Genomic DNA, 22,052 nt, shown 5'->3' with positions numbered 1-22,052 from the left:
AAGACCAGAACAGAGTAAATCTGTTAAGGCCGGTGCGAAACCCCGCAAGGGAAAGAAGCAGAAACCTAAATCGTGAGGTTTGGGAATCACCGTCCGTTTTACGGCGGTGAGGATGTCAAAACTTCCCCCTCGATTTAGCTTCCGGTGATGCTATCCCCATGGCCTTGACTGGACCGGCGATCGGTGGTTAAAAATAAACAGATGCTGGATCCCCATCCAACATCCGCATTCTAACTCTGCACACATTTTGCTAAGTCCTCATGATAAGTTAAAAAACGCTTCCTTTTTGGGGGCGTTTTTATTTATTCGATTGAAAAAACCGATGAGAATCATTACTAAAGCTGATAAGAAAGTGGGGTGTAGGGTGTGGGGTGTAGGGTGTGGGGTGTGGGGTGTAGGGTGTGGGGTGTAGGGGGGTGGGAAGAATAAATAAAAATAATCTCCTGAATACTGTCTCCTGAACTTCTAACCCAATGTTCGACAAAGATAAGCAAAAGTTATTTATTAACTCCAAAACCTTGAGAATATTTAAATTAACATTCCGCAATATTTACAAATTCTTAAGAATTAATTGAGAAAGATTTTTATTTAACAACGATGTTGCAATGGTTACAGCGATTTGACATAATTTCATAGTCGGGTATTTTGTGCTTTTTTGGGCAGCAACAGTTGAAACCCTTGCCACACCTAGAAGGTGATCCTAATTAAAACGGGTAAATCAGTCAATTTCACCAGCAATGACGATCTTTTTTTTATGTAGTTTTATTGCAAAAAAAAAGTTTTTTTGACAAAAAGCACAAAGTATGATAATAAACCAAGGTATTTCTGGTTGCGAGTAATTATTGTAGAGGGGGGAGAAGGGAGAAGGGAGGGGGGAGAAGGGAGAGAGGGAGATGGGAGAATAAATAAAAGCAATCTCCTGGCGACCGACGACCGACTACTGATAACTGATAACTGATAACTGTATGAAAAGATTAGCTTGGTTTGATCGCTTAGTGTTAGGGACTATTTTGGCTTTAATTGCCGCAATATCGTCGATTTTGATACAGGGAAATCAAGTTCCTACCCGAGGGGAGAATTTTAGCTGGCAAGGGCGAAAAATCGGCGTTAGGGACAATTATTTTACTTTAAGTTTTAATCGACCGATTGACCGTTCCGACATAGAAACCAGCTTGGTGATCGATCCTCCCTTGCCGGGTAAAATTAGTTGGGCTGGCGATCGCTTGACCTATACCTTGACGGAATTGCCCATCTACGGCAAAAAATATCAAGTAAAGTTACCTATTGCCCAAGGTGAGGATTTTATCGGAGAATTTTACAGCCACGATCGAGCTTTTGCCTATATTGGAGTCAACCAAGAGGAAAGAGGTCGTTTAATCGTCTGTAATATCATTCAGGGGGCAAATAACGTCACAGAACTGAAAAAAACCATCCTTACCCCTGGGGATCTGGTGGTCACGGATTTTCAAATCTATCCGAGGGGGGAGAGAATTTTATTCTCGGCCTTCGATCGCTCTGACTTAGGACGAGACACCCCAAAACAGCAACTTTACACGATTACCACGGGGTTAAATCATGACGAACATGGTCAAAATTTGCCCAGTGGTCGTATAGAAAGGTTTTTAGATGCGAAAACCTATCAAAATCTTCGCTTTAATCTCTCAGATAACGGCAAAACCCTAATCGTGCAGAGAATTAATCATGGGAATCCGGGGGATGCCAGTTTATGGGTAATCAGCGATGATGGACAATCGCGACCGTTAGGAATGCAAGGGGATAATTTTTTACTATCTCCCGACGGTAAAAAAGCGGTTGTCAGTCAAACGGGAGGGGTAGCGGTGATTCCTTTGGATGTCCAAGCGGGAAAACCGCAATTTTTGCCTACCTACGAGAAAATCCTCGCTTTTTCCCGGGATGGTCGCCAAAAATTAATGGTGAAATCAGAACCGGATAATCAGCGATCGCTATTTCTGCTCAACGATCAGGGAGAGTCAAGACTACTATTAAGAACAGTTAATCCGATTATTAGCTGTGAATTTGAACCGCGACAAGAAAAAACCCTTTACTGTCTGAAAAGCGATCTGGTCATGGGCAGCGATGGCAAAGTGAAAGAAGAACCATTTTTAGGGATTATTGAGCTAAAAACGGGTAAAATGATGCCACTGCTGGCTTTACCTAATTATCGTGACGTGCATATGAGTATGTCTCCCGATGGCGTGGCCTTATTATTTGATCAGTTAGCAACCACACCCTTTGGAGTCAGAAATGATTTAGTCACCGGGGAGGGGTCGAGCATTGCCGATGGTCGTCTCTGGTTATTACCACTCCCCGATCAATTCAGTCCCAATAGCATCCCGAAAATTTTACCTCAAGAACTCAACGCCGGTTTTAAACCCCGTTGGCTGCCCTAATAGAGCAGAATTGAGGAGTTAGGAGTCAGTCCCGATGAAAAAATTTTCACCCCCACAGATGAAAGAGGTTTCCTTCCCTACACCCCACACCCCACACCCTACACCCTCTTTCAAGTCAGGAGTCAGGGGAGAAATCGTTACCTAATCAGGTGACTCGGAGAATACTGACTCCCGAAAACGAAAACTGTGTACCTCACCATTAAGATAACTGCTATATGCTACTTCAGCGATTTGGTTTTTTATTGCGTCCTAGTGGCGATATCGAGATCGAGCGGGGGATTAGGACTTTATTAGCGATCGCAGTCCCAGTTATGATCGGTGAGATTTTAGAGCAGTCGAAATTGGGGTTAATGGTGGGTTTAGCGGCTCAAACCTTGATTTTAGCCGATGTGGGGGGGCTTTACTGCCTGAGAGCGAAAACCCTAGTCGCTACGACTATTGGGATGGCTCTAGCTTTGATTATCGGCACATTAGCCAGTGCTTGGTTAGGATTGACCGTAGTGATAGTTTTTTGCGGGTTGTTTCTAGCGGGTTATTTGACGGTTTACGGGGAAAATGGGGCTTTAGCTGGGTTAGTAATCAGTTTATTGCTGCTTTTTGCTGTTTCTTTGCCATCGGGAGATATTATCGTCGCTTTACAACGGGCCGGAATCGCTGTGTTGGGAGGGGGATGGACAATTTTTTTAGCCCTGTTTATCTGGCCTTTTCGCCCTAATCAGCCTTTACGTCAGGTAACGGCGGAAAATTTTCAGGGTATCGCCACTTATCTCCGCTCTTTGCCCTTACACTCTCGTTCTAATGCTAATGAGGAGCCATATTTTAACAAAATCCGGCAACTGTTGCTCCGTTCTAGGAAAACTGTCACCTTGACGCGTCGGGGACGTTGGGGAAAAAGTGAGCTGCGGGAATTGTTAATCGTCTTGATTGAAGATAGCGATCGCATTAATACCAGCTTAATTGCACTGCGAGAATTGCTTCATCTTTATCCCTTGCCACAACTGACCACGGTGGGTATTTTATTAGAAGATATTCTCGTGCAAGTGGCGGAAATTAGCGAAGATATTGCCGGGTTAATTTTGGGTAAAAATAAACAACCGGATTGTGAGCGCTTGCAGTTATTACTCAAGGCGATCGAGCAACAAAAAAATCTGCAAGCTAAAGTTTTAGAAAATGCTCAGGATGATTATAGCAGTTATGTGGCAATTTCGCAATTAAATAATCGTTTAAAAAAATTATCTAAACAGCTAAAAATAGCCAGTGAAACAGCGCAACATTTGCGGCAAAGCGAGGACTTTTCAGATAAAAAAAATACTTGGCAGCGGAACTTTGAAGGGATAGAAAAAGAGTACGGTCAAGAAAAAGCTTGGTGGCAACCATTAAAATCTAATTTTAATCTAGAATCGCCCCTATTTCGTCACGGTTTACGCTTGGGTTTGGGAAGTGCGCTAGGAGTATTGATTTACAATAAGCTAGGAATTACCCATAGTTTTTGGATTGGTTTAACCTTAGTTATTGTGTTAAAACCAGATTTTAGCTTGACGTTTCAACGCTTTTTTAATCGGGTGTTTGGTACGATTTTAGGCTCGGTTTTTGTTTTGGCATTGTTGCAAATTATAGATAATTCGATCTGGTTAGAAATTATTGGGGTGATTTCTATAGCGATCGCTTTAGCTTTGGTGCGATTTCACTATAGTTTAGCCGTATTTTTTATCACAATTTTTGCTTTAATCATCAGTCGTCTCGATGTCAGCAATGATGGGATTAATTTAGAGTATATCAGAATAGTTTACACTTTAATCGGTAGTGCTTTAGCTTTTGCACTTTCCTTCGGTTTTTTACGGTTTAATGAAGATGAACTTTTTTCCCTCGCTGCCATTAAAGCATTAGAAGCTAATCAAATATATTTTCAGTCAGTTATGGCAGTTTATTTAGGAGAATCATCCTATCAAACTGCAAGTTTATCTTCCTATCGCGATAAAGCTCGACGAGCAAATGCAACTATGCAAACGGCCCTACAAAGATTAATTGATGATCCTAGCACACCCTTTGCACAAATGGAACCAGCAATCACTTTAAGTAATTATATTCCCCGTTTTGGTCGCGGGGTGACAGTTTTATTGACGGAATTGGAACAATATCGCGGTAGTCCTCCCCATCCTAATCTGAGTCTGTTCACGCAACAAATAACCCAAGCTTTGACGCAATTAACCCAAGCTTTGCAAACAAATAATCCTCCTCTTCCCTTACCTCCCCTCGAAGATGCTTTAGAAGAAATCCTCGATCATTTGCAAGAATTGCGAGAGGAAAGGTTGGTAGAAATTGCTCATCAACAAGAGGGAACTAATCTCCAGAAATATTTAGGGGATTATAATATTGTCACCACGGAACTTGTGGAATTATCCAGTCGTGTTGGGGTAATGAACACAGCAATCGATCGTTTTATTAGAAGTTAAAATTTAGAATCGATTAACTTCGATAATTTCCGTATATTCAAAATTATTAGGACTGCGTTTCACCAGAGAATAATCAACACCATGAAGATTAATTAAATCCTCTTGACAATCCGCTTTCGGAGAATTATAAACTAACACATATTCTTTACCAATATAGGGAGAAATCTCGGTTTCTACTTCTCCTCTCCATTGAGTTTTTGTCACTAAAACAATTAACTGATTGGCTAATTTAGGAATAGCGATCGCAACTTGCCGACGATAGATATGATCGAGACTACCAAAAGGGGAATCCATCACCAGAGGAAAAGTGCTGCTATCAATTCCCATCAAAGTATTTTTCTGACGACCTTCTCGCACTCGATCGATAATTCCCCCGATAAAAGATAAACTGAGAATCTGATTTTCTCCAGTGGAAGCTGCCACGGGAATGGCGAATCCTGTGGTATTTTCTAATAATCTTACCTCGTAATCGGGACTAATACGAGGAATATAGGGAGTAAAAGAAATTGAGTTAAAGATTTCCTGTACCCGTTTTTCTAAGGACAAACGAAACTGATTTTCTAATCTCCGTCTTACCTCACTAATGCGATTAATTGCCTCTTGAGTCGCTAAAATACGTCGTTGTCCTAAATTAGATTTTGCCTCTTTTTGTTGCTGTTTTTGTACTTGTTTTTGCAGGGATTCTAACTCTTTTTCATAGATATCTAGTTGATTTTTATTGCTGCCCTGTTCCAAGCGTAAATCTTTTAGGGAATCCTCGATCGCATCTAAGCGAGATTGCAGATTTTTAATATCTTCATCGGGATAATGGCGAAATTTATCCCGAACTTCATCTAATTCTGATTCTACCAAAGATAATTCTAAGCGCCACTGGTGAATATTAGCTTGATAATTATCCACTTCTTGCCAAAAATCTAAGCTCCGTTTATCCATTTCTTTGACTGTGGAAGATAAGCGAATGGCCGCTTCTTCCACATCGGCCATTCCTGCTTTATTCATCCAGTCTTGTACCTGTAAATAAGCTTGACTATTCTCCTGTAATTCCTGGCCACAAATACATTTTTTTCCCTCTAATAATTGTTGGACAAATTGCTGTTTGATACCACTGGGTAATTCCCCTTGTTGTCGTAGGCGATCGATTAATTGCTGAAAATTTTGATTAATTTCTTTTAAAAAGACTTGATAAGCTTGCTGGGAAATTAATTTCTTTAACTTATCCTTAGTTCTGACTAAATCTTGCCGCAGATTTCTTTCCTGTTGTTCTAATTTTTCTTTTAACTGTTTTAATTCCTCGGCACCACTTAACTCTAATAAGCGATTAGTCAAGGCTTTTTTAAATTCTTCCTGCTGGGATAACTGGGTAATAATATCCTGCTGACGCTGGGTTAACTTTTCTAAATCCTGCTCAATTTTACTTTCCTGTTTTAATAACTTTTTTAAATCCGATTCACCTAAATCTTTAAGTTCATCTTGTAAAGATTTTCTAGCTTTTTTTAAATGCTCGATCGCTCGATCTAATACTTTAACTCCCAATAATTCCTTTGTATCTTCTGCGATTTTACCTTGGCTACTACTGCGAAATTGATGATCGATATATTCCCCATCAAAAAAGAAATAACGGTGTAAACTTTCGGGTAAAATTTGATTAATAATATCCTCCGGGGGTTGATGGGGTGCGTACCAATTGCCATCATCACCAGCGTAGAGCATATATAAACTATTTTGACCGTATTGAATTTTACTATTTACATCTTGGTAGGCGAAAAATTTTCGTTTTACCTGATAGCGTTTATTTTCATGTTCAAAGTTCACTTCTGCTGAACATTCTATGGAGGTTCCCGTGCTGACTTCTGTAATTGCCCGTTTATTAACTAATAACTCTGGTTCGGCAAAAGCTGCCGTAAATTTTTCATAAAGCACCCAAGTACAAGCATTTAAAATGGTTGTTTTTCCTGCCCCATTATTGCCATAAATTACCGTTGTATTGCGAGAACTTGCTGCTAAATGTATCTCAGGAGTCTTACCATAAAATTGTCGAAAATTACATAACTTTATTGATAGTAGTTTCATATTTAGAGACAGGGGGGGGAAGTGGGGGGATGGGGAAGTGGGAAGTGGAGCATTTGGATGAAATTTCCCTAAACCCCTAAATCCCTATCACCCTATCACCCCAAAACCCTATCACCCTATCTCCTGACTCCTGATAACTGATAGCTAATCATTGAATTACTTCTTTAATAATCGTTAAAACATCATCATTGATATTGCGAGGATTGCGCTGGTATAACTTATCTCTTTCCAATTTTAAAACTCTATCGATGATTTTTCGCACATCTTCGGGAGCGTTTAAAATCGGTTCTTGGATATTTTGGAGATTATGATCAGGATTAGTCATAGGACAGATTTTTTAATATTTACAGCCGCTGCATTCAACCAAAATCCCTGCTAGGGTACGTTAATCTATTACTAACGCACCCTCACCCTAGATTGTTTCTCTAAACGAAACTTAAATAGGGTAACTTTTGCGCGGTAGATTGAATCAGATCGAGATTTTGTAACAGCTGTCCGCAGGTATCCCAACCTCCTTCTATTAACATCTGTCGGGAACCTTCATTCATAGACACGGTAGCGACAAAATCCCCCCATTCCACCGTCATAGTTGTCAAGGAAAGATCGACGGGAATTTCGGGATTAGCTGCAATTAAATCCTGTAAATGGGTGATGGTTTTTGCCTCAGCAGTGACACAGGGAACCCCATTAGCGATACAATTACCAAAAAATATTTCGGCGAAACTTTCCCCGATAATTGCTTGAATTCCCCAACGTAAAATTGCTTGGGGTGCGTGTTCCCGAGAAGATCCACAACCGAAATTACCATTGACTACCAGAATTTTCGCTCCTTGGTACTGGGGTAGATCGAAAGGATGACTCCCCTGTAAAGCGGCTCGATCATCGGCGAACACTTGTTCTCCTAAACCTTCAAAGGTGATACAACGCAAAAAACGAGCCGGAATAATGCGATCGGTGTCAATATCGTTGCCTCGCAAGGGTAAAGCTCGTCCAGAGATGGTTTTAACTTGACTCATGATCTTTTTCTAACTTTTACTAGCAGTGATAAAAAAGGTGGTTGCATCTTGCCATACTCCCTGATCGGTGGCATTTTTCTCGATTTCTCGGCGATAATTGTTCACTAAAGTCGCAATTTCGGCAGCCGATAGGCGGTCGCAACGCGCTCGCAACGCGAGATCGAGAGGGTTATCCTGAGGATGAAAATACTGCCCATACCAGAAGTTTTTGGCGGTTTCTAGGGGCAAATATCGACCTAGTTGCTCGACATTGACCGATATATTGGTAAATCCCGCATTTTCCAGCAATTGATGGCATTTTTCTGGGGTGGCGATGGGAGTATGCAGATTAGGCAACTCAAAACCATAGGTTTCGCGACAAACACCACTGATCAAGGGTAGGAAGTGGGATTCTAAATTATTACAGGAAAAAGCGACCGAACCGCCTTTTTTTAACCATTGATACCATTTTGCCAGCACTTGCGGGATATCGGGGAAAAGTGCGATTGCCAGAGAACAGGTGATCAGATCGAAACTAGACTCGGCAAAGTCAATGGCAGCTATATCGGCGTTAATTAGGTCAATATTCTCGATATTTAATTCTTCTAGCTTTTTTTCGGCTCTGGCAATCATTGCTGGTGTGAAATCGATCCCGATGACACTTTTTACTTTTGGAGCAATTGCGACCGCAATAAAACCCGTTCCCGTTGCCACGTCTAGCACAGATTGGCTTTTTTGTAAATAGAGATAATTTACTAATTTAAGGGCGCGAGCTTGGGTAAAATGGTTATCGTAATCGTGACGACGGGCATAAAAATCAATCACTTGACGCTGATAATCGTTGCTCATCTTCTCTACTGCCCAATTATCGACAAAGATTGACCCAATTGACTTAAATTAAGAGCATGGCCGCCGGTAACTAGATAAACTGCGTCTGCTATTGTGCCAATTCTACGACAGAGATCGCCTAAACGATCGCGAAACAGACGACCGAGGGGATAAGCGGGAACCACACCCCAACCAGTTTCTTCCGCTACCAGAATAACATCAACCGCCGCATTTTTGAGGGAATACAAGAATCGATCGCTGATTTCTAACCATTCGGCTGCCGACATTTCTAAACAATTGGCTACCCAAGTACCGAGGGAATCAATTAACAAACAGTGAGAAAATGGGCTATTATCAATAGTTTCGCTTAATTGTCGGGGAATTTCTTGGGTTTGCCATTGGGGGGAACGTCGCTGCCGGTGTCTTTCAATGCGATCGCACCATTCTTGATCTTTTTCATCCACCGAGGAGGTGGCGATATAAATAACGGGTTTTTGACTGATTTTGGCTAAATATTCGGCCCATTCACTTTTTCCAGAACGGGCAGCCCCTGTCACCAGGATAATTTTTTCATCCACGATCGAGATTTTGGCAAATAACTAAAGTATGTACAGGAGAAAACTGTCCTATTCTCGATCATCAAAACGGTGAATATCATCATCGCCTAAATATTCGCCATTTTGCACCTCGATCATCACCAGAGGAATAGAACCGGGGTTTTCCACCCGATGACGGGTATTCATGGGAACATAGGTAGATTCTTTTTGTTTGAGGAGAGTTTCTTTTTCATCACAGATTACCCGCGCTGTACCGGAGACGACAATCCAGTGTTCACTGCGATGGTAGTGCATTTGGGTACTCATGTGATGGCCGGGTTTAATGACAATGCGATTGATGCGATACCGGGGACCTTCCTCCAATACCGTCACCGTCCCCCAGGGGGGAGTCCGCGTCATTTCTATGTCTTGGGGAAAAGGGGAGGGAGCATTAATTAAGTCATCCATGGCGGTGGTCTCCAAACTTGATTAACATTCTAGTGGACAATCTCTGGTTTGCAGCTATCCGCTAAAGGGGTGTGGGGAGATGGGGTGTGGGGTGTGGGGAGATGGGGAGATGGGGAGATGGGGAGATGGGGAGATGGGGAGATGGGGAGATGGGGAGATGGGGAGATGGGGAGATGGGGTGTGGGGTGTGGGGAGATGGGGAGATGGGGAGAATAAATAAAATAATCTATTCCTGTCTCCTGAATCCGGTCTCCTGTCTCCAGTCTCCGGTCTCCTGTCTCCTGATCACTGATTCAAGAGGGCAATTGTTTAAAATCAAAATTTGTGTCTTTACCCTTGACAGATGGCTCGGTTTGTGCTATGCGATTAGCCATTTGTACCAGATCCACTCCGGTAGCTTGACGCAATTGTTCGGCAAAAGCAGTCATTTTCGGGACAAGATTACCATCACCCCCGTCCACTACCGTCACCGTTTGCACCTGCACTTCTGGGACACTAGCGACCATTAATTTCAGCAATAACTCCAATTTTTGGTATAAAAAGATGTTTTTAGCGTTATTTCCCGCTCCTTGCCAAGAAGCCGCTAATTTTTTGGTTCCTTCCGCTTGCGCTTTCCCCTGTTCGATAATTTTGGCCGCTTCCCCCCGGGCTTTTGCGATCGCTTGTTGACATTCGGCCTCGGCAGGTGCGATCACATCCGCTTGTAATTGCTGTTTCACCTGCTTAATGCGGGCGTTTTGTACCGCCACTTCGGCCTGTACTTTAGCTAAATCGGACATAACCACCGATTCTACCTCGGCAATCATGGCGCCGCGCTTAGTTTGAGTGTCGCGCACCCGTTTTTCTGCGTCAGCTTTGGCTATTTCTAAATCTTTTTGGATACGACGCAAAGCGGTGAGGCGTAGATTCTCGGAATCCTTGATAATCGATGTTTTTCGGGCTTTTGCTTCTGCTATCCGGGCATCTCTTTGTAATTCGGCTTTTTGCTTCCGTCCGATCGAATCGAGATAACGCACCTCATCAGAGATATTCTGTATCTGCAAACTATCCAAAACTAAACCCAATTTTTCCAGATCCTGTTCCGCTTCTTCCAAGAGACTTTTGGCAAAAGCGATCTGATCGGAGTTCGCTTGTTCTGGGGTTAAATTGGCCAGGACACCGCGCAAATTCCCCTCAAGGGTTTCTTTAGCCAATTGTTCGATTTCCTTGCGTTTCTTGCCCAATAAACGCTCGATCGCATTATGAATAATCGGTTCCTCCCCGGCAATTTTAATATTCGCCACCCCGGTGACGATCAACGGCACACCGCCCTTAGAATAGGCATTAACCACCCTGAGATCGATGATCATGTTGGTCAGGTCCATCCGATACACTTGTTCTAGCATAGGTAAACGAATGCTGCTGCCCCCTTTTACCAAACGATAACCGATGGTTTTGCCCGTGGCCGTGGGACGACGACTGCCGGCAAAAATTAAGACTTCGCTCGGTTGACAGATATGGTAATAGTTACGGATGACCAATAAACCCGCACCTGTCCCTAAACCGAAAACTCCCAGTAAAACAGCGATAATTTCCATAGATTTTATGTAGGTGAAATTTGTAATTATCTTTACTTTTAGCCGATCGACTCTCTGGCTGGTTGATTTTTTGGGGGGTATCGATATTACACTAAAAAGTAAAGCTTAGACAGCCTATCTTTATCATGCCAGATCAGCCAATCTCGATCGCCGAATACTACCACGAGCGTACCAAATACGACCCCCAGACGATCGCCTCAAAAAGTAAAGGTCTTGATTGGAGTCAACAACCCTATCCCTTCAAAGAATACAAAATCGGTCAGACTTTCGATCTCAAACCCTACCTCTCCCGTCAAACGGTTCCCCAAAAAGGAGACTTTTGGCGACGTATATCGCGAATTTTGGGCTTTAGCTATGGGTTAACTGCCAAAATTGCCACTATGGGGAGTCCCTTGTACCTACGTTCCGCACCCTCTGCTGGTGGATTATACCCCGCCGAGGTCTATCTGATCTCCCGTGGCACGGAATTTTTACCCGCCGGTCTCTACAGTTATCAAGGTCAAAGTCACTCGCTGCTTTTATTCTGGGAAAGTGATGTCTGGACGAACCTACAATGTGCTTGTTTCTGGAATCCTGTTTTAGAAAATACCGATATCGCTGTAGTTACCAGTGCCATTTTTTATCGGTCTGCTTGGCGCTACGAAGATCGAGCTTATCGACGTATTTTCCTCGATACAGGGCATTTATTGGGCAATATTGAGCTATCAGCCTCGATTAATGACTATCGCGCCCATTTAATCGGTGGTTTTAACGATAGCCAGATGAATGAATTGCTTTATCTCGATTCCGAGAAAGAAAGTGTCATGACAGTGATTCCTTTGGCAGATCTGCTCAATATCCAGCAAAATCTCCCCCATAGTACCACAGCACTCCCTTCGGCAACCACGACTCTTTATCCCGAAATTACCGAGGGAGAATTATTAAACTCCCTACACCGAGCCACTATCATAGCTACAGATGAGAAGATAGAAGCAACTGTTACCCCCTCTAATTGGGAAGATAAATATAATTTTCCTTTTTGTCTAAAAGTTTCCGTGACATCCCGTCCCGTCAATTGGGGGGAAGATTTAATCGATCTCGAAAGTACGATTCTTAAACGCAGATCTACCCGCGCTTATAGTGGCGCTAGTCTCAGTTTAGACGAATTGCGAGCCTTGCTGCATTTCACCTATCAACCCCAAGATTATGCCGGCCAAAATCTCGATACCAATCCCGATTATTTTGCTCTGGATTTATTGGAAACTTTTATCGCTGTTTCGGCAGTAACCGGATTAGAGGAAGGCTGTTATTATTATGCTCCCAAAGCCCAAGAATTGCGGCAAATTCGCTTTAAAAATTTCCGGCAAGAGTTACATTATCTCTGTTTAGGTCAGGATTTGGGACGGGATGCGGCTGCTGTGGTTTTTCATACGGCGGATCTGTCAAAAGCAGTGGCTAAATATGGCGATCGAGTTTATCGTTATCTTCATGCAGATGCGGGTCATTTGGGACAGAGATTAAATTTAGCCGCTATTCATCTGGGGTTAGGGGTTAGTGGTATCGGTGGTTTTTTTGATGATCAAGTTAATGAGGTGTTAGGAATTCCCTGGGATGAAGCAGTTATCTATATCACTACTTTAGGCCGACCGAAGGTTTTTTAAGGTGAGTTTGATTAAGGATAAACCACAAAGGCACAAAGAACACAGAGGGGAAGATAGAGTGTTCTTGATTAAGATTCTCTGAGATTTTCCCTCTCTAATTCGATTAAATTATCGATTTTTTTTAGCTTTGTATCCCCAGCAAGATAACCGATCCCGCGATGTAAATGTAAGCGAAATTGTTGAGTTAGAGTTTCTTTATCGGTTGCTAATCCGTCTTGATGACAACGTTGTTTGAGGGCAATTAAGAAAATATCGGCCATTTCTCCCCCGAATACTTTCCAGGATAATTCTACATTGCTATCGGCAGGAATGGGAACGGGAGAGGGGAGACTCGGTTCGGCAAGGGAACGACAAAAAGCCCAACGACAGAGGATATTCCATTGGTCAATTTTGGTGTAGCGTTTTAATTTTATTAGGCTATCTTTGGCGGTTTGAGATAGTCGAAAACGTTCGATCGGTGATTCCATAATCTATAATTTTACCTCGCTCTGAACGATGAGAAAATAGTTAGTTATTCTCAATTCTGTTTAATAGGATAGTGGAAAGTGGGGAGTTTTTTTCAGTGATCGGTAAACAGTCAACTGATAACTGATTCAAGTCTGTATCAAACCCATTGGCTGCCGCTAAACTATTTTTTAAGTTCTCGTAGGGGTGACTGGTTGATTGGTGTTGAATTAATTGGGCGAGGATTTTTTGGCAATTTATCTCAGTCATAATCTTACCAAAAGTAGCGATCGGGGTGAATAGTAGTTTGACGTTGTTGGGAATTGTATTCTAGCAGGTATTTTCTGGCGATTACTTGCTGTTCTTCTAATAATTGTAGCTCATTTTGTCCAATTTCTGTATCGGTAGAAAGGAGGATGACTTGAGAGGAAGCGGCGGGAAAATAACGTTCAACTAAATTATGGCGATGGGAAGAATCTAAACGTCCGAGGGGTGTATCGATAGCGATGGGTAAATCTCGTCCGGAGACTCGCGCTAATCCCCACAAAAAAGCGATCGCTAATAGTTGTTTTTCTCCGGCAGAAAGACGGTGTTTAGGCACATTTTGTCCATCGGGACCAAAGAGAGATAGACCAAAAGTATCAGCATCGATCGCTATTTTCTGCACCAGATCGGACTTATGCAATAAATAACGAAAACATTCCGCCACTTCTCCCTCCAATCTATTTAATTTTTTTAAAGTTAAGCGTTCTTTAAACACTTTTAAAGTTTGCTGTGCTTTGACAATAGCATTGACGATATGTTCGTTACTTTGCGATTCTAAAGCTTTCTCACTATAGGCAAATAATTCTTTTTTAGTTTTCTCAATTTTCTTTTTGATTTCCTCATAATTTTTGTGGCTTTGCTCGTATTCTGCTTGAGCATTTAGATACTTTTTCTGAGCGGTTTTTAAGTTATTACTCAGGGTTTCGTATTCTTCGGGAGAGGCTGCTACTGCTAATTCTCGCTCTAAATTATCTAAGTCAGCTTCCAGATTTCTTAATTGTGACATTGCTTGATGAGCGAGGTTAATTTGTGCCGGTAGTTGATGGGTTAAGACTCGATTTAATAACTCGATCGCCTCCTCGTCTAAATCTAAGTAAGGAGTAATCAAAGAATCGCTATCCTCAGCTAAAAACTGATTTTCTTGCTGTAAAAATTCTCTAATATTCTCTAATTGTTCTAAAGTTAAATTCAGTTGTTCTAAATAAGCAAGTAACTTTTTATCTCTGGATTCTAAAACCGATTGAGCGACTTGAGACGATTGAAATTTTAGCTCTTTTTCTCCCTGAATTTTAGCCGCTTCTAGGAGAGGAAAAATTAACTTTAAGGGTAAAAATTCCCCTGCCAATTGACCTAAATATTCTCTCTGTTTCTCTAACTTTTTATCTAAATCCTTTTTTCGGCTCTCTAATTGACTTCTTTCGGCGGCAATTTTTCCGCCATCAATGCGAAATTTATCCGACACTGCATCAAAATCATTTCTAACCACATCTAAATTTTTTTGTTGAGTTTCCATCTCTTGTTTAGCCAATTCCAAATCTTCTTGGTACTGAGCTAATTTTTTCTCAATAGCTTCAATAGTTGCCAGTTCATTTTCTGCTGCTAATAACCGGCGCTTGCGACCAGCTAAAATATCAAGATCAACTGCTAATCTTTCCGCTAATTCTAACCCTAATAAAGTCTGCATCGAATCCTTAACGCTGTCAGGAGGTACATCCTGTTCTGCCAATTCTTTTACCTGTTCCCCATCAAATAAAAAGAGGTTAGAAATACCCAAAGGTAATAAAGTTTCAATATATTCATCCCAAGTGTTAGCTAGGGCGGGATCGGGCCAATCTTCATCTAAAATACCGAGGGTATCTCTACCATCTTTGGGCTGTTTTGTCCAGTATCTAACGATACGATATTGTCGCCATTGTTCATTAACTAGATGTTCAAAAGCCAGTTCAATTCTAGCTTGATCGATGAGGGAAGCTTGATTATTAACTGCTTGACTGAGAAACTCGGCATAACTTAAATTATTGCGAGTAGAACACTTTGCCCGCGCACCGTACAAAGCCAAACGAATCGCATCCATTAAAGTAGTTTTACCGCCGCCATTCATGCCTCCCAAAAGGATAATCGGACAGGGACTATTATCTTTTTCAGGACGTAAATTAATCACTTGACGACCGGCGTAGGGTCCAAAATTTTGCAAAACCAATTCAGTAAAAATCATTAACAGTCAGCCTTAGTTAAGTCCAAAGTCTTAGGGAATCTTCTATAAAAATTATACCTGAAAAAGTGCCGCAGATATTTTTTTACACCCAAGAAAAAACCCCAGACTTTATACTATAGCATTGATCACCATCGCCTAGATATAATCAAGGTTTCCTGATTTTTACTTTCCAGTTTATTACTGGGCATGAGCCTATTTTTTGAAAAAATCGTTATGATCGGCGTGAAAGTGCCAACACAGGGGAGAAAATTGCTATGATCACAATCGGCGAATATTTATGCCAGTGTCTCCATAGTTTAGGGGTTAATCATGTTTTCGGGGTGCCGGGGGATTATGTCCTCGATTTGATGGATGTTTTGGTGGAAAGTCCGATCGAATTAGTTTGCACCTGTAATGAGCTTAACGCAGGTTATGCCGCCGATGCCTACGCGCGAGTCAAAGGTATGGGCGCTGTCTGTGTCACCTACGGAGTCGGGGGATTTAGCCTCGTTAATGCTGTGGTCGGTGCTTACGCTGAAAGAGTTCCCCTGGTGGTAATTAGTGGTGCTTCTGATCGCTCGATTCGCCGGGATAATTTATTATTACACCACACCACGGGCGATTATAATCTGCAATTTTCGATCATGGAAAAAGTCACGGTTGCCTCGGTTATTCTAACTAATTCTACCCAAGCAGCCAGTCAAATCGATCAAACTTTAGCAGCTTGTTTGCATCACAAACGTCCCGTGTATATCGAAATTCCCCGGGATCTGGTCTATCGTCCCTGTATCCCCTCAGAAAAGCCAATTTATTTAACCGATAATCTCACGGATGCCGCCGCTTTAGAAGAAGCCATTGAAGAAGCGGTTTTATTATTAGAAAAAGCGGAAAAACCAATTATTTTAGCGGGGGTAGAATTCCATCGGTTTAAACTCCAAGATAAGTTGCTGAAACTTTTAGAAGTAACGGGTTATCCCTTAGCCACCACTATTTTAGGTAAGTCGTCAATTTCGGAAATGCAGCCGCAATTTATCGGCACTTATGTGGGGGCATTAAGTCGCGAATATGTTCAGCAGCGGGTGGAAAATGCCGATTGTGTCCTCTGTTTAGGGGCGATCATGTCCGATATGAATTTAGGCGGATTTACGGCTAATTTAAATCCCAATAATTTGATTAATGCCAATTCGGAGAAAGTAAAAATTAAACATCACTTTTATCAACCAGTATTTCTAGGAAATTTTATCGATGGTTTAATTGATAAGCTAAGTCACAAAGAAGCGGCTACACTAGAGATTAAACCCGCGGCCGAATTGAAAGATTTAGAATTCATACCCGTGCCAGAGCAAAAATTAACTAATGCTCGTTTTTATGAGCGAATGAATCATTTTATTGCTCAAGAATCTTTTGTTATTTCCGATACAGGGGACGCAATTATTGCCACAATTGATTTATTAATGCCCCAAAAAACCGACTTTATTGGTCAAGCATTTTATCTCTCTATCGGTTATTCAATTCCCGCCTGTTTAGGAGTAGCTTTTGCCGCACCCAATACTCGTCCTATCGTCTTTGTGGGTGATGGTGCTTTTCAAATGACCGCCCAAGAACTTTCGACAATTATCCGTCACCATCTCAATGCAATTATCTTTTTAATTAATAACGATGGTTACACGATCGAGCGGGTAATTCAGGATAATATTTATAATGATCTACAACCGTGGAAATATCACCAATTACCAGCAGTATTTAACGGGGAAAGTTGGAGTTGTCAAGTCAGGACAGAAGGGGAATTAGAAAAGGCTTTATCAATTGCCCAGGGTAACATCGATCGCCTATCATTTATTGAAGTACATCTCGATCGTTTTGACTGTTCCCAAGGCTTAACTCGTTTAGGTCAAGCTTTACGTTCACCCCATGCTTAGACTGGTTATGCTATTAGGTTTTGACTGTGTGAAGCTATCCTCAGACACCAGACTGAAACTCTTTTGGCCCCCAAGAGTCAACAATTAAGATACAATCGGTATCTTAATCAAAGTGTGATGGTGACAACCGCAACTAAAAACCCTATGAATACTTTATGGAAACAAATCACCCTATTGAACTTTTCGCCCGCTTCTTGGTCAAAATATAGCTATCTGCATCGTTTAGTCGGCCTTTTTAGTCAATGGCGACAGGGTAGCCGGTTTGTGCAGTGGACAGAACTGATGGGTGCGCTGTTAATCTCTCTCCTTATCGCCACCGCACCATTTTTATCCACCAGTCAAATCGGTTTTTTGCTGTTAGCAATAGCGGGTTATTGGCTACTCTTAACCCTTGTGGATGAAGGCAAAATCGGGGTGACACCGATTCACATTTTAGTGCTTTTATATTGGGGAATTGCCACGGTTTCTACGGCTTTTTCTCCCGTTAAAATGGCAGCTTTGGAAGGATTAATTAAATTAACTCTCAATCTCATCTTTTTTGCCTTTACTGCCCGAATCATGCGCTCACCACGCCTGACAAATTGGATTCTGACTACTTTAGTTTTAACCGCCTTAGCAGTCAGCGTTTACGGCATTCGTCAGCAAATTTTTGGTGCGGAACAGTTAGCAACTTGGAACGATCCCACTTCCGAATTAGCGGGGGATACTAGGGTTTATAGTTATCTCGGTAATCCTAATTTATTAGCTAGTTATTTATTACCCGGTATTGCTTTTAGCAGTGCAGCCTTGTTTGTATGGCAAGGATGGCTACCGAAAATTTTAGCGGCTTTATTAACTTTAGCCAATGGTGCTTGTTTATTTTTTACCGAGAGTCGTGGCGGTTGGATTGGTTTGATGGTCTTAGGAATTGTCTTCTTATTGCTATTATTTTATTGGTTCAAAAATTATCTACCGTTATTTTGGCAAACCTGGCTTTTACCCTTAGTTTTAGGTGGTTTAGCCGTGGTGATTTTAGGGGCGATTTTATTGGTGGAGCCGCTGCGAATTCGGGTGATGAGTATTTTCGCGGGCCGGGAAGATAGTAGTAATAACTTTCGGATTAATGTTTGGGATGCAGTTATTCGCATGATTCAAACTTATCCGCTTTTGGGCATCGGACCGGGTAATGATGCTTTTAAGAAAATTTACCCCCTATTCATGAAGCCAAAATACACGGCTTTAAGTGCCTATTCTGTGCTATTAGAAATCATGGTAGAAACGGGAATCATTGGTTTTACCTGTTTCCTCTGGTTATTAGTCACAACTATCGGCCAAGGCATCCATCAAATTAAACTTTTACGGGACAAAATGGATAGTCAAGGCTTTTGGTTAATTGGGGCAATTGCCGCTATGGCCGGAATTCTTGCCCACGGTTTTTTTGATACGGTTTGGTATCGTCCCCAAGTTAGTACCCTCTGGTGGTTAGTTTTGGGTTTAATTGCTAGTCGTTGTTATTCCTCCGATAGGGGGTTGAATCGTGGCAATTCTCTCCTCTAGGAGGGCGTTGAAGCGTTGTTTCAAATTACTGATAGGGTTGCTAGTCAAGGGGATTTGAGGCGCGTGTAGGCGAGGGCGATTATCAAGAAAAATTACAAAACCCCCATCCTACCATCTCTCGGTGGACAAAGCAAGAGATAATTAAATTAGATCGTTTCCCAGTTTCTTCTGCGCTTGGCGCGATTTTCCAACTGCAATAACGAGAGTGAATCCCGTGGCCGTTATAGAGACGAGGGAGGAAAATAATGGATCGTTCTCTTAGGTGGGCCGTCGCGATTGTCATAACTCTAATCCTCGTGCTTTCCCCAGTCTTTTCCCAGGGCTGTGGGGCGACAGAGTGGAAACCGAAAGGAGGGAGCGGCCAATATACAATGCTAACCCTTACTCGCACTGACAACGGCAAATCCATCACCATGCAGGTCAATGACCTACTGCTACTGTCCCTCGACGAGAATCCCACTACTGGCTTTCAGTGGGCGGTCGATGGTGGCGGGAGCGATTTAGTGAAGCTGCAGGCCTCTGACTATATCCCTGCCATAGAGTCGAGAGTCGGCGGGGGCGGTCAGAGAGTCCTGACCTTTAAAGCGCAACAGGCTGGGATAGGCCAACTAAAGCTTAAGCTCTGGCGAGAGTGGCAGGGAGAGCCGTCAATTGTCGAACGATTTACCGTCACGCTCCAAGTCCGAGAGTAAAGGCTTCTCAGACAGCTGGGGGCTAGTGAGTAACAACTTAGGAGGAAAGGAAAAATGAGTGAAACATTTGTAATTCCTGCAATGGGATGGTTGCCTGACTATCCCGATATTCGTGATGTCACTTTCCAATCTGAACGCGTACCGTCCAAACTGCAAGCTTTGGGACAGCCATCTGTCAAGCAAATGCTGGCCAAAGTGGGAGCAACGACATCTGCCCCAGCAGCGCTGCCGGCCAGCGTGGACTTGAGGGCGTGGTGTTCCCCAATCGAAGATCAAAAAACTATCGGTTCTTGTACGGCCCACGCCGGGGTCGGACTGGTGGAGTATTTTGAGCGGCGGGCTTTTGGCAAACACCTCGATGCCTCGCGCCTCTTTCTTTACAAAGTGACGCGCAACTTGCTCAAATGGACGGGAGATAAGGGAGCCTTCTTACGCTCAACAATGTACGCCCTCACCTTGTTTGGCGTACCACCAGAAGAATACTATCCCTACAATATCGCTGATTATGACAAGGAGCCACCAGCATTCTGCTACGCCTTTGCCCAGAGCTTCCAAGCGATCTCTTACTATCGCCTCGACCCCCCAGGAACGACACCGAGCAACCTATTAACTCAGATTAAAACCTACTTGGCAAATGGGCTGCCCTCAATGTTTGGCTTTACTGTTTACAGTTCTATCAGTCAGGCCAACACCAATGGCGGTAAGATCCCCTATCCAACTCGCGGCGAACGGGTTGAAGGCGGTCACGCCATTGACGCAGTTGGTTACGACGACAACCTTAAGATCAAGAACACCAACCCTGGTGGCATTGAAACCACCGGTGCCTTGCTGATTCGCAACTCTTGGGGGACAGGATGGGGAAGCGCCGGCTACGGCTGGCTGCCCTACAAGTACGTCCTCGATGGTCTGGCAACTGATTGGTGGTCGCTAATCAAGAGTGAATGGGTCGATACGGGACAGTTCGGATAGGAGACCGATTCGATCAGGTGTGAGGGGCGAGATAAAGGCTTCTGGTGAGTTTTTTCAGAATAGGGGGGACGCTGTGAAAACTCACCGTTTGTTTAATTTTTTAGGGTATGCAGACTTACATCATGAATCGATGCTATCCAGAAGCACAAAAAATAAAAACTTTTACGAGAGATTGGAGGAGACAAGTTTATGTTATTACAAGTAGGCAGTCAAGGGTTACAAGTTGGACAATTACAAGCCAAACTTAATGAAATTGGCTTTAACTGTGGTCGGGTTGACAAGATTTTTGGAACCAAAACCAAACAGGCTGTTGAAAATTTCCAACGGGATCATTTAGGAGAATCTGAAGTAACAGGGATAGTAGATGAACGGACTTGGAATCAAATTATGAATCATCCTTCTATTCGTCTAGCTTCTGTTTTAATCGATCCTGGTCATTCCCCCATCCATTCAGGTACTGATGCAAAAGATGGGACTCCTGAATATGAGATGAATCTTTTGCAAGCCAAGATCGTGAAAGCGGAACTAGATAAAGCAAACATTTCAGCCGAGATTTTCGATCCACCAAGCGATCCGCGGGATCTGATCGGACAAAAAGCCGCAGATCATTCAATATTTCTCAGTTTGCATCACAATGCTACGGACAGAAAACCTCACTACACTTGTGTAATGGTTCACCCAACCAAAGCTAAACCAAAATCGATCGCTTTTGCCAAAAAACTTTCGACTGCGGTTGCTAATGCAATTGGACAAAGGGATTTCGGTGTAATGGAAAATAGTGTAACCGTTCTCTCTGAGTCTGAAGAGACAAATTGTCCGATTTGTGTTCTGTGCGAGAGTTACTTTTTAGATGCCATTGATACACGAGCAGAAGCCGAAAAACTATCTACCGAAGCGGCTTATGCGATTGCGTCAACGGTTATTGCTGAACTGCAACCTGCATAATCAAAGCGGCTCTCTTGTTTATTATGGGAGAACATTTTGTCCGCAATACTCAAGAGAGCCATCAAACTTATAAGGTGGCGTAAGTGTTCTGAAATTAAGTAGTAAGATAGAGGGGATGAATTATGAATAATAATGAAGAGAAAAAAGGATGGGTTAGCGGTAGCGTAACATGAGCGGGCGTTGGGTTTCATGCTTCAACCCAACCTACGTTCTCGATTGCCTAATATTGACAAATCTCTGACTAGATTATACTCTGTCTGATTGATTCTGTCCAAGGTTTCATGGCAATTCGGACATTCAATTGTTTCATTTAAAAGAGCGAGCTTTAGG

Annotated in this window: 18 protein-coding genes and 1 pseudogene; 8 read left to right on the top strand and 11 right to left on the bottom strand. The window is 42.6% G+C overall.

Annotated features, from left to right (window positions below; all coding sequences use genetic code 11):
- Positions 1-965: 965 nt before the first annotated feature.
- Together EWV84_RS02995 and EWV84_RS02990 are read left to right on the top strand one after the other, a co-directional pair.
- Positions 966-2,411 carry an Ig-like domain-containing domain gene (locus EWV84_RS02995; RefSeq protein WP_287076354.1) on the top strand — a complete coding sequence of 482 codons (1,446 nt, stop codon included), beginning with the start codon at positions 966-968 and terminating at the stop codon, positions 2,409-2,411.
- A 215-nt stretch (positions 2,412-2,626) separates the two neighbouring features.
- The gene (locus tag EWV84_RS02990; protein ID WP_287076352.1) at positions 2,627-4,864 is read left to right on the top strand and encodes an FUSC family protein; all 2,238 of its coding nucleotides are present in this window, start codon (positions 2,627-2,629) and stop codon (positions 4,862-4,864) included.
- A 3-nt stretch (positions 4,865-4,867) separates the two neighbouring features.
- Here EWV84_RS02990 and EWV84_RS02985 read toward each other — a convergent pair whose 3' ends face one another.
- The 7 genes from EWV84_RS02985 to EWV84_RS02955 form a co-directional block, all read right to left on the bottom strand.
- Positions 4,868-6,934, bottom strand: coding sequence for an AAA family ATPase (locus tag EWV84_RS02985; RefSeq protein WP_287076350.1), 2,067 nt, complete (start codon positions 6,932-6,934; stop codon positions 4,868-4,870).
- A 148-nt stretch (positions 6,935-7,082) separates the two neighbouring features.
- On the bottom strand, positions 7,083-7,259 hold the full coding sequence (locus tag EWV84_RS02980) for a hypothetical protein (RefSeq protein ID WP_199273191.1): 177 nt from the start codon (positions 7,257-7,259) through the stop codon (positions 7,083-7,085).
- A gap of 100 nt (positions 7,260-7,359) precedes the next feature.
- On the bottom strand, positions 7,360-7,950 hold the full coding sequence (leuD, locus tag EWV84_RS02975) for a 3-isopropylmalate dehydratase small subunit (protein ID WP_002740602.1): 591 nt from the start codon (positions 7,948-7,950) through the stop codon (positions 7,360-7,362).
- 9 nt (positions 7,951-7,959) lie between these two features.
- Positions 7,960-8,778 carry a class I SAM-dependent methyltransferase gene (locus tag EWV84_RS02970; RefSeq protein ID WP_287076347.1) on the bottom strand — a complete coding sequence of 273 codons (819 nt, stop codon included), beginning with the start codon at positions 8,776-8,778 and terminating at the stop codon, positions 7,960-7,962.
- Between the two features lie 5 nt (positions 8,779-8,783).
- A complete protein-coding gene (gene cobU, locus EWV84_RS02965; protein ID WP_125730507.1) occupies positions 8,784-9,335 on the bottom strand; it encodes a bifunctional adenosylcobinamide kinase/adenosylcobinamide-phosphate guanylyltransferase in 552 nt (183 codons plus the stop codon).
- Positions 9,336-9,383: 48 nt separating this feature from the next.
- Positions 9,384-9,761 carry a phosphomannose isomerase type II C-terminal cupin domain gene (locus EWV84_RS02960; protein ID WP_287076345.1) on the bottom strand — a complete coding sequence of 126 codons (378 nt, stop codon included), beginning with the start codon at positions 9,759-9,761 and terminating at the stop codon, positions 9,384-9,386.
- A 293-nt stretch (positions 9,762-10,054) separates the two neighbouring features.
- Positions 10,055-11,338, bottom strand: coding sequence for a flotillin family protein (locus EWV84_RS02955; RefSeq protein ID WP_286826880.1), 1,284 nt, complete (start codon positions 11,336-11,338; stop codon positions 10,055-10,057).
- Between the two features lie 125 nt (positions 11,339-11,463).
- On the opposite strand from EWV84_RS02955, the gene EWV84_RS02950 reads away from it, so the two are divergent.
- The gene (locus EWV84_RS02950; protein ID WP_287076344.1) at positions 11,464-12,978 is read left to right on the top strand and encodes a SagB/ThcOx family dehydrogenase; all 1,515 of its coding nucleotides are present in this window, start codon (positions 11,464-11,466) and stop codon (positions 12,976-12,978) included.
- A gap of 68 nt (positions 12,979-13,046) precedes the next feature.
- Here EWV84_RS02950 and dndE read toward each other — a convergent pair whose 3' ends face one another.
- Genes dndE through dndD form a run of 3 tightly spaced genes read right to left on the bottom strand, consistent with a single transcriptional unit; the run spans position 13,047 to position 15,682 of the window.
- On the bottom strand, positions 13,047-13,445 hold the full coding sequence (gene dndE, locus EWV84_RS02945; RefSeq protein WP_286826875.1) for a DNA sulfur modification protein DndE: 399 nt from the start codon (positions 13,443-13,445) through the stop codon (positions 13,047-13,049).
- 40 nt (positions 13,446-13,485) lie between these two features.
- The gene (locus EWV84_RS02940) at positions 13,486-13,692 is read right to left on the bottom strand and encodes a hypothetical protein (RefSeq protein ID WP_287076342.1); all 207 of its coding nucleotides are present in this window, start codon (positions 13,690-13,692) and stop codon (positions 13,486-13,488) included.
- A gap of 4 nt (positions 13,693-13,696) precedes the next feature.
- Entirely contained in the window at positions 13,697-15,682 is a 1,986-nt protein-coding gene (gene dndD, locus EWV84_RS02935) for a DNA sulfur modification protein DndD (protein WP_287076341.1), read from the bottom strand.
- Positions 15,683-15,936: 254 nt separating this feature from the next.
- Here dndD and EWV84_RS02930 point away from each other — a divergent pair, with 254 nt between their 5' ends.
- The 5 genes from EWV84_RS02930 (at position 15,937) to EWV84_RS02910 (ending at position 21,722) form a co-directional block, all read left to right on the top strand.
- A complete protein-coding gene (locus EWV84_RS02930; protein WP_287076338.1) occupies positions 15,937-17,580 on the top strand; it encodes an alpha-keto acid decarboxylase family protein in 1,644 nt (547 codons plus the stop codon).
- 144 nt (positions 17,581-17,724) lie between these two features.
- The gene (locus EWV84_RS02925; RefSeq protein ID WP_287076336.1) at positions 17,725-19,116 is read left to right on the top strand and encodes an IctB family putative bicarbonate transporter; all 1,392 of its coding nucleotides are present in this window, start codon (positions 17,725-17,727) and stop codon (positions 19,114-19,116) included.
- A gap of 245 nt (positions 19,117-19,361) precedes the next feature.
- Positions 19,362-19,808, top strand: a complete 447-nt coding sequence (locus EWV84_RS22750) for a protease inhibitor I42 family protein (protein ID WP_287710573.1) — start codon at positions 19,362-19,364, stop codon at positions 19,806-19,808.
- A gap of 54 nt (positions 19,809-19,862) precedes the next feature.
- Entirely contained in the window at positions 19,863-20,777 is a 915-nt protein-coding gene (locus tag EWV84_RS02915; RefSeq protein WP_287076334.1) for a C1 family peptidase, read from the top strand.
- A gap of 189 nt (positions 20,778-20,966) precedes the next feature.
- Positions 20,967-21,722, top strand: a complete 756-nt coding sequence (locus EWV84_RS02910) for an N-acetylmuramoyl-L-alanine amidase (protein WP_287076333.1) — start codon at positions 20,967-20,969, stop codon at positions 21,720-21,722.
- 212 nt (positions 21,723-21,934) lie between these two features.
- Here the strand turns inward: EWV84_RS02910 and EWV84_RS02905 are convergent.
- A pseudogene (locus EWV84_RS02905) lies at positions 21,935-22,052 on the bottom strand (ISL3 family transposase); the annotation flags it as partial.

Origin of the sequence: Microcystis sp. M_QC_C_20170808_M3Col (genome assembly GCF_007095505.1) — a bacterium.
Lineage (GTDB): Bacteria > Cyanobacteriota > Cyanobacteriia > Cyanobacteriales > Microcystaceae > Microcystis.
Note: the sequence above shows the minus strand (reverse complement) of the source record. Positions and strands in the feature narration are given on the sequence as shown.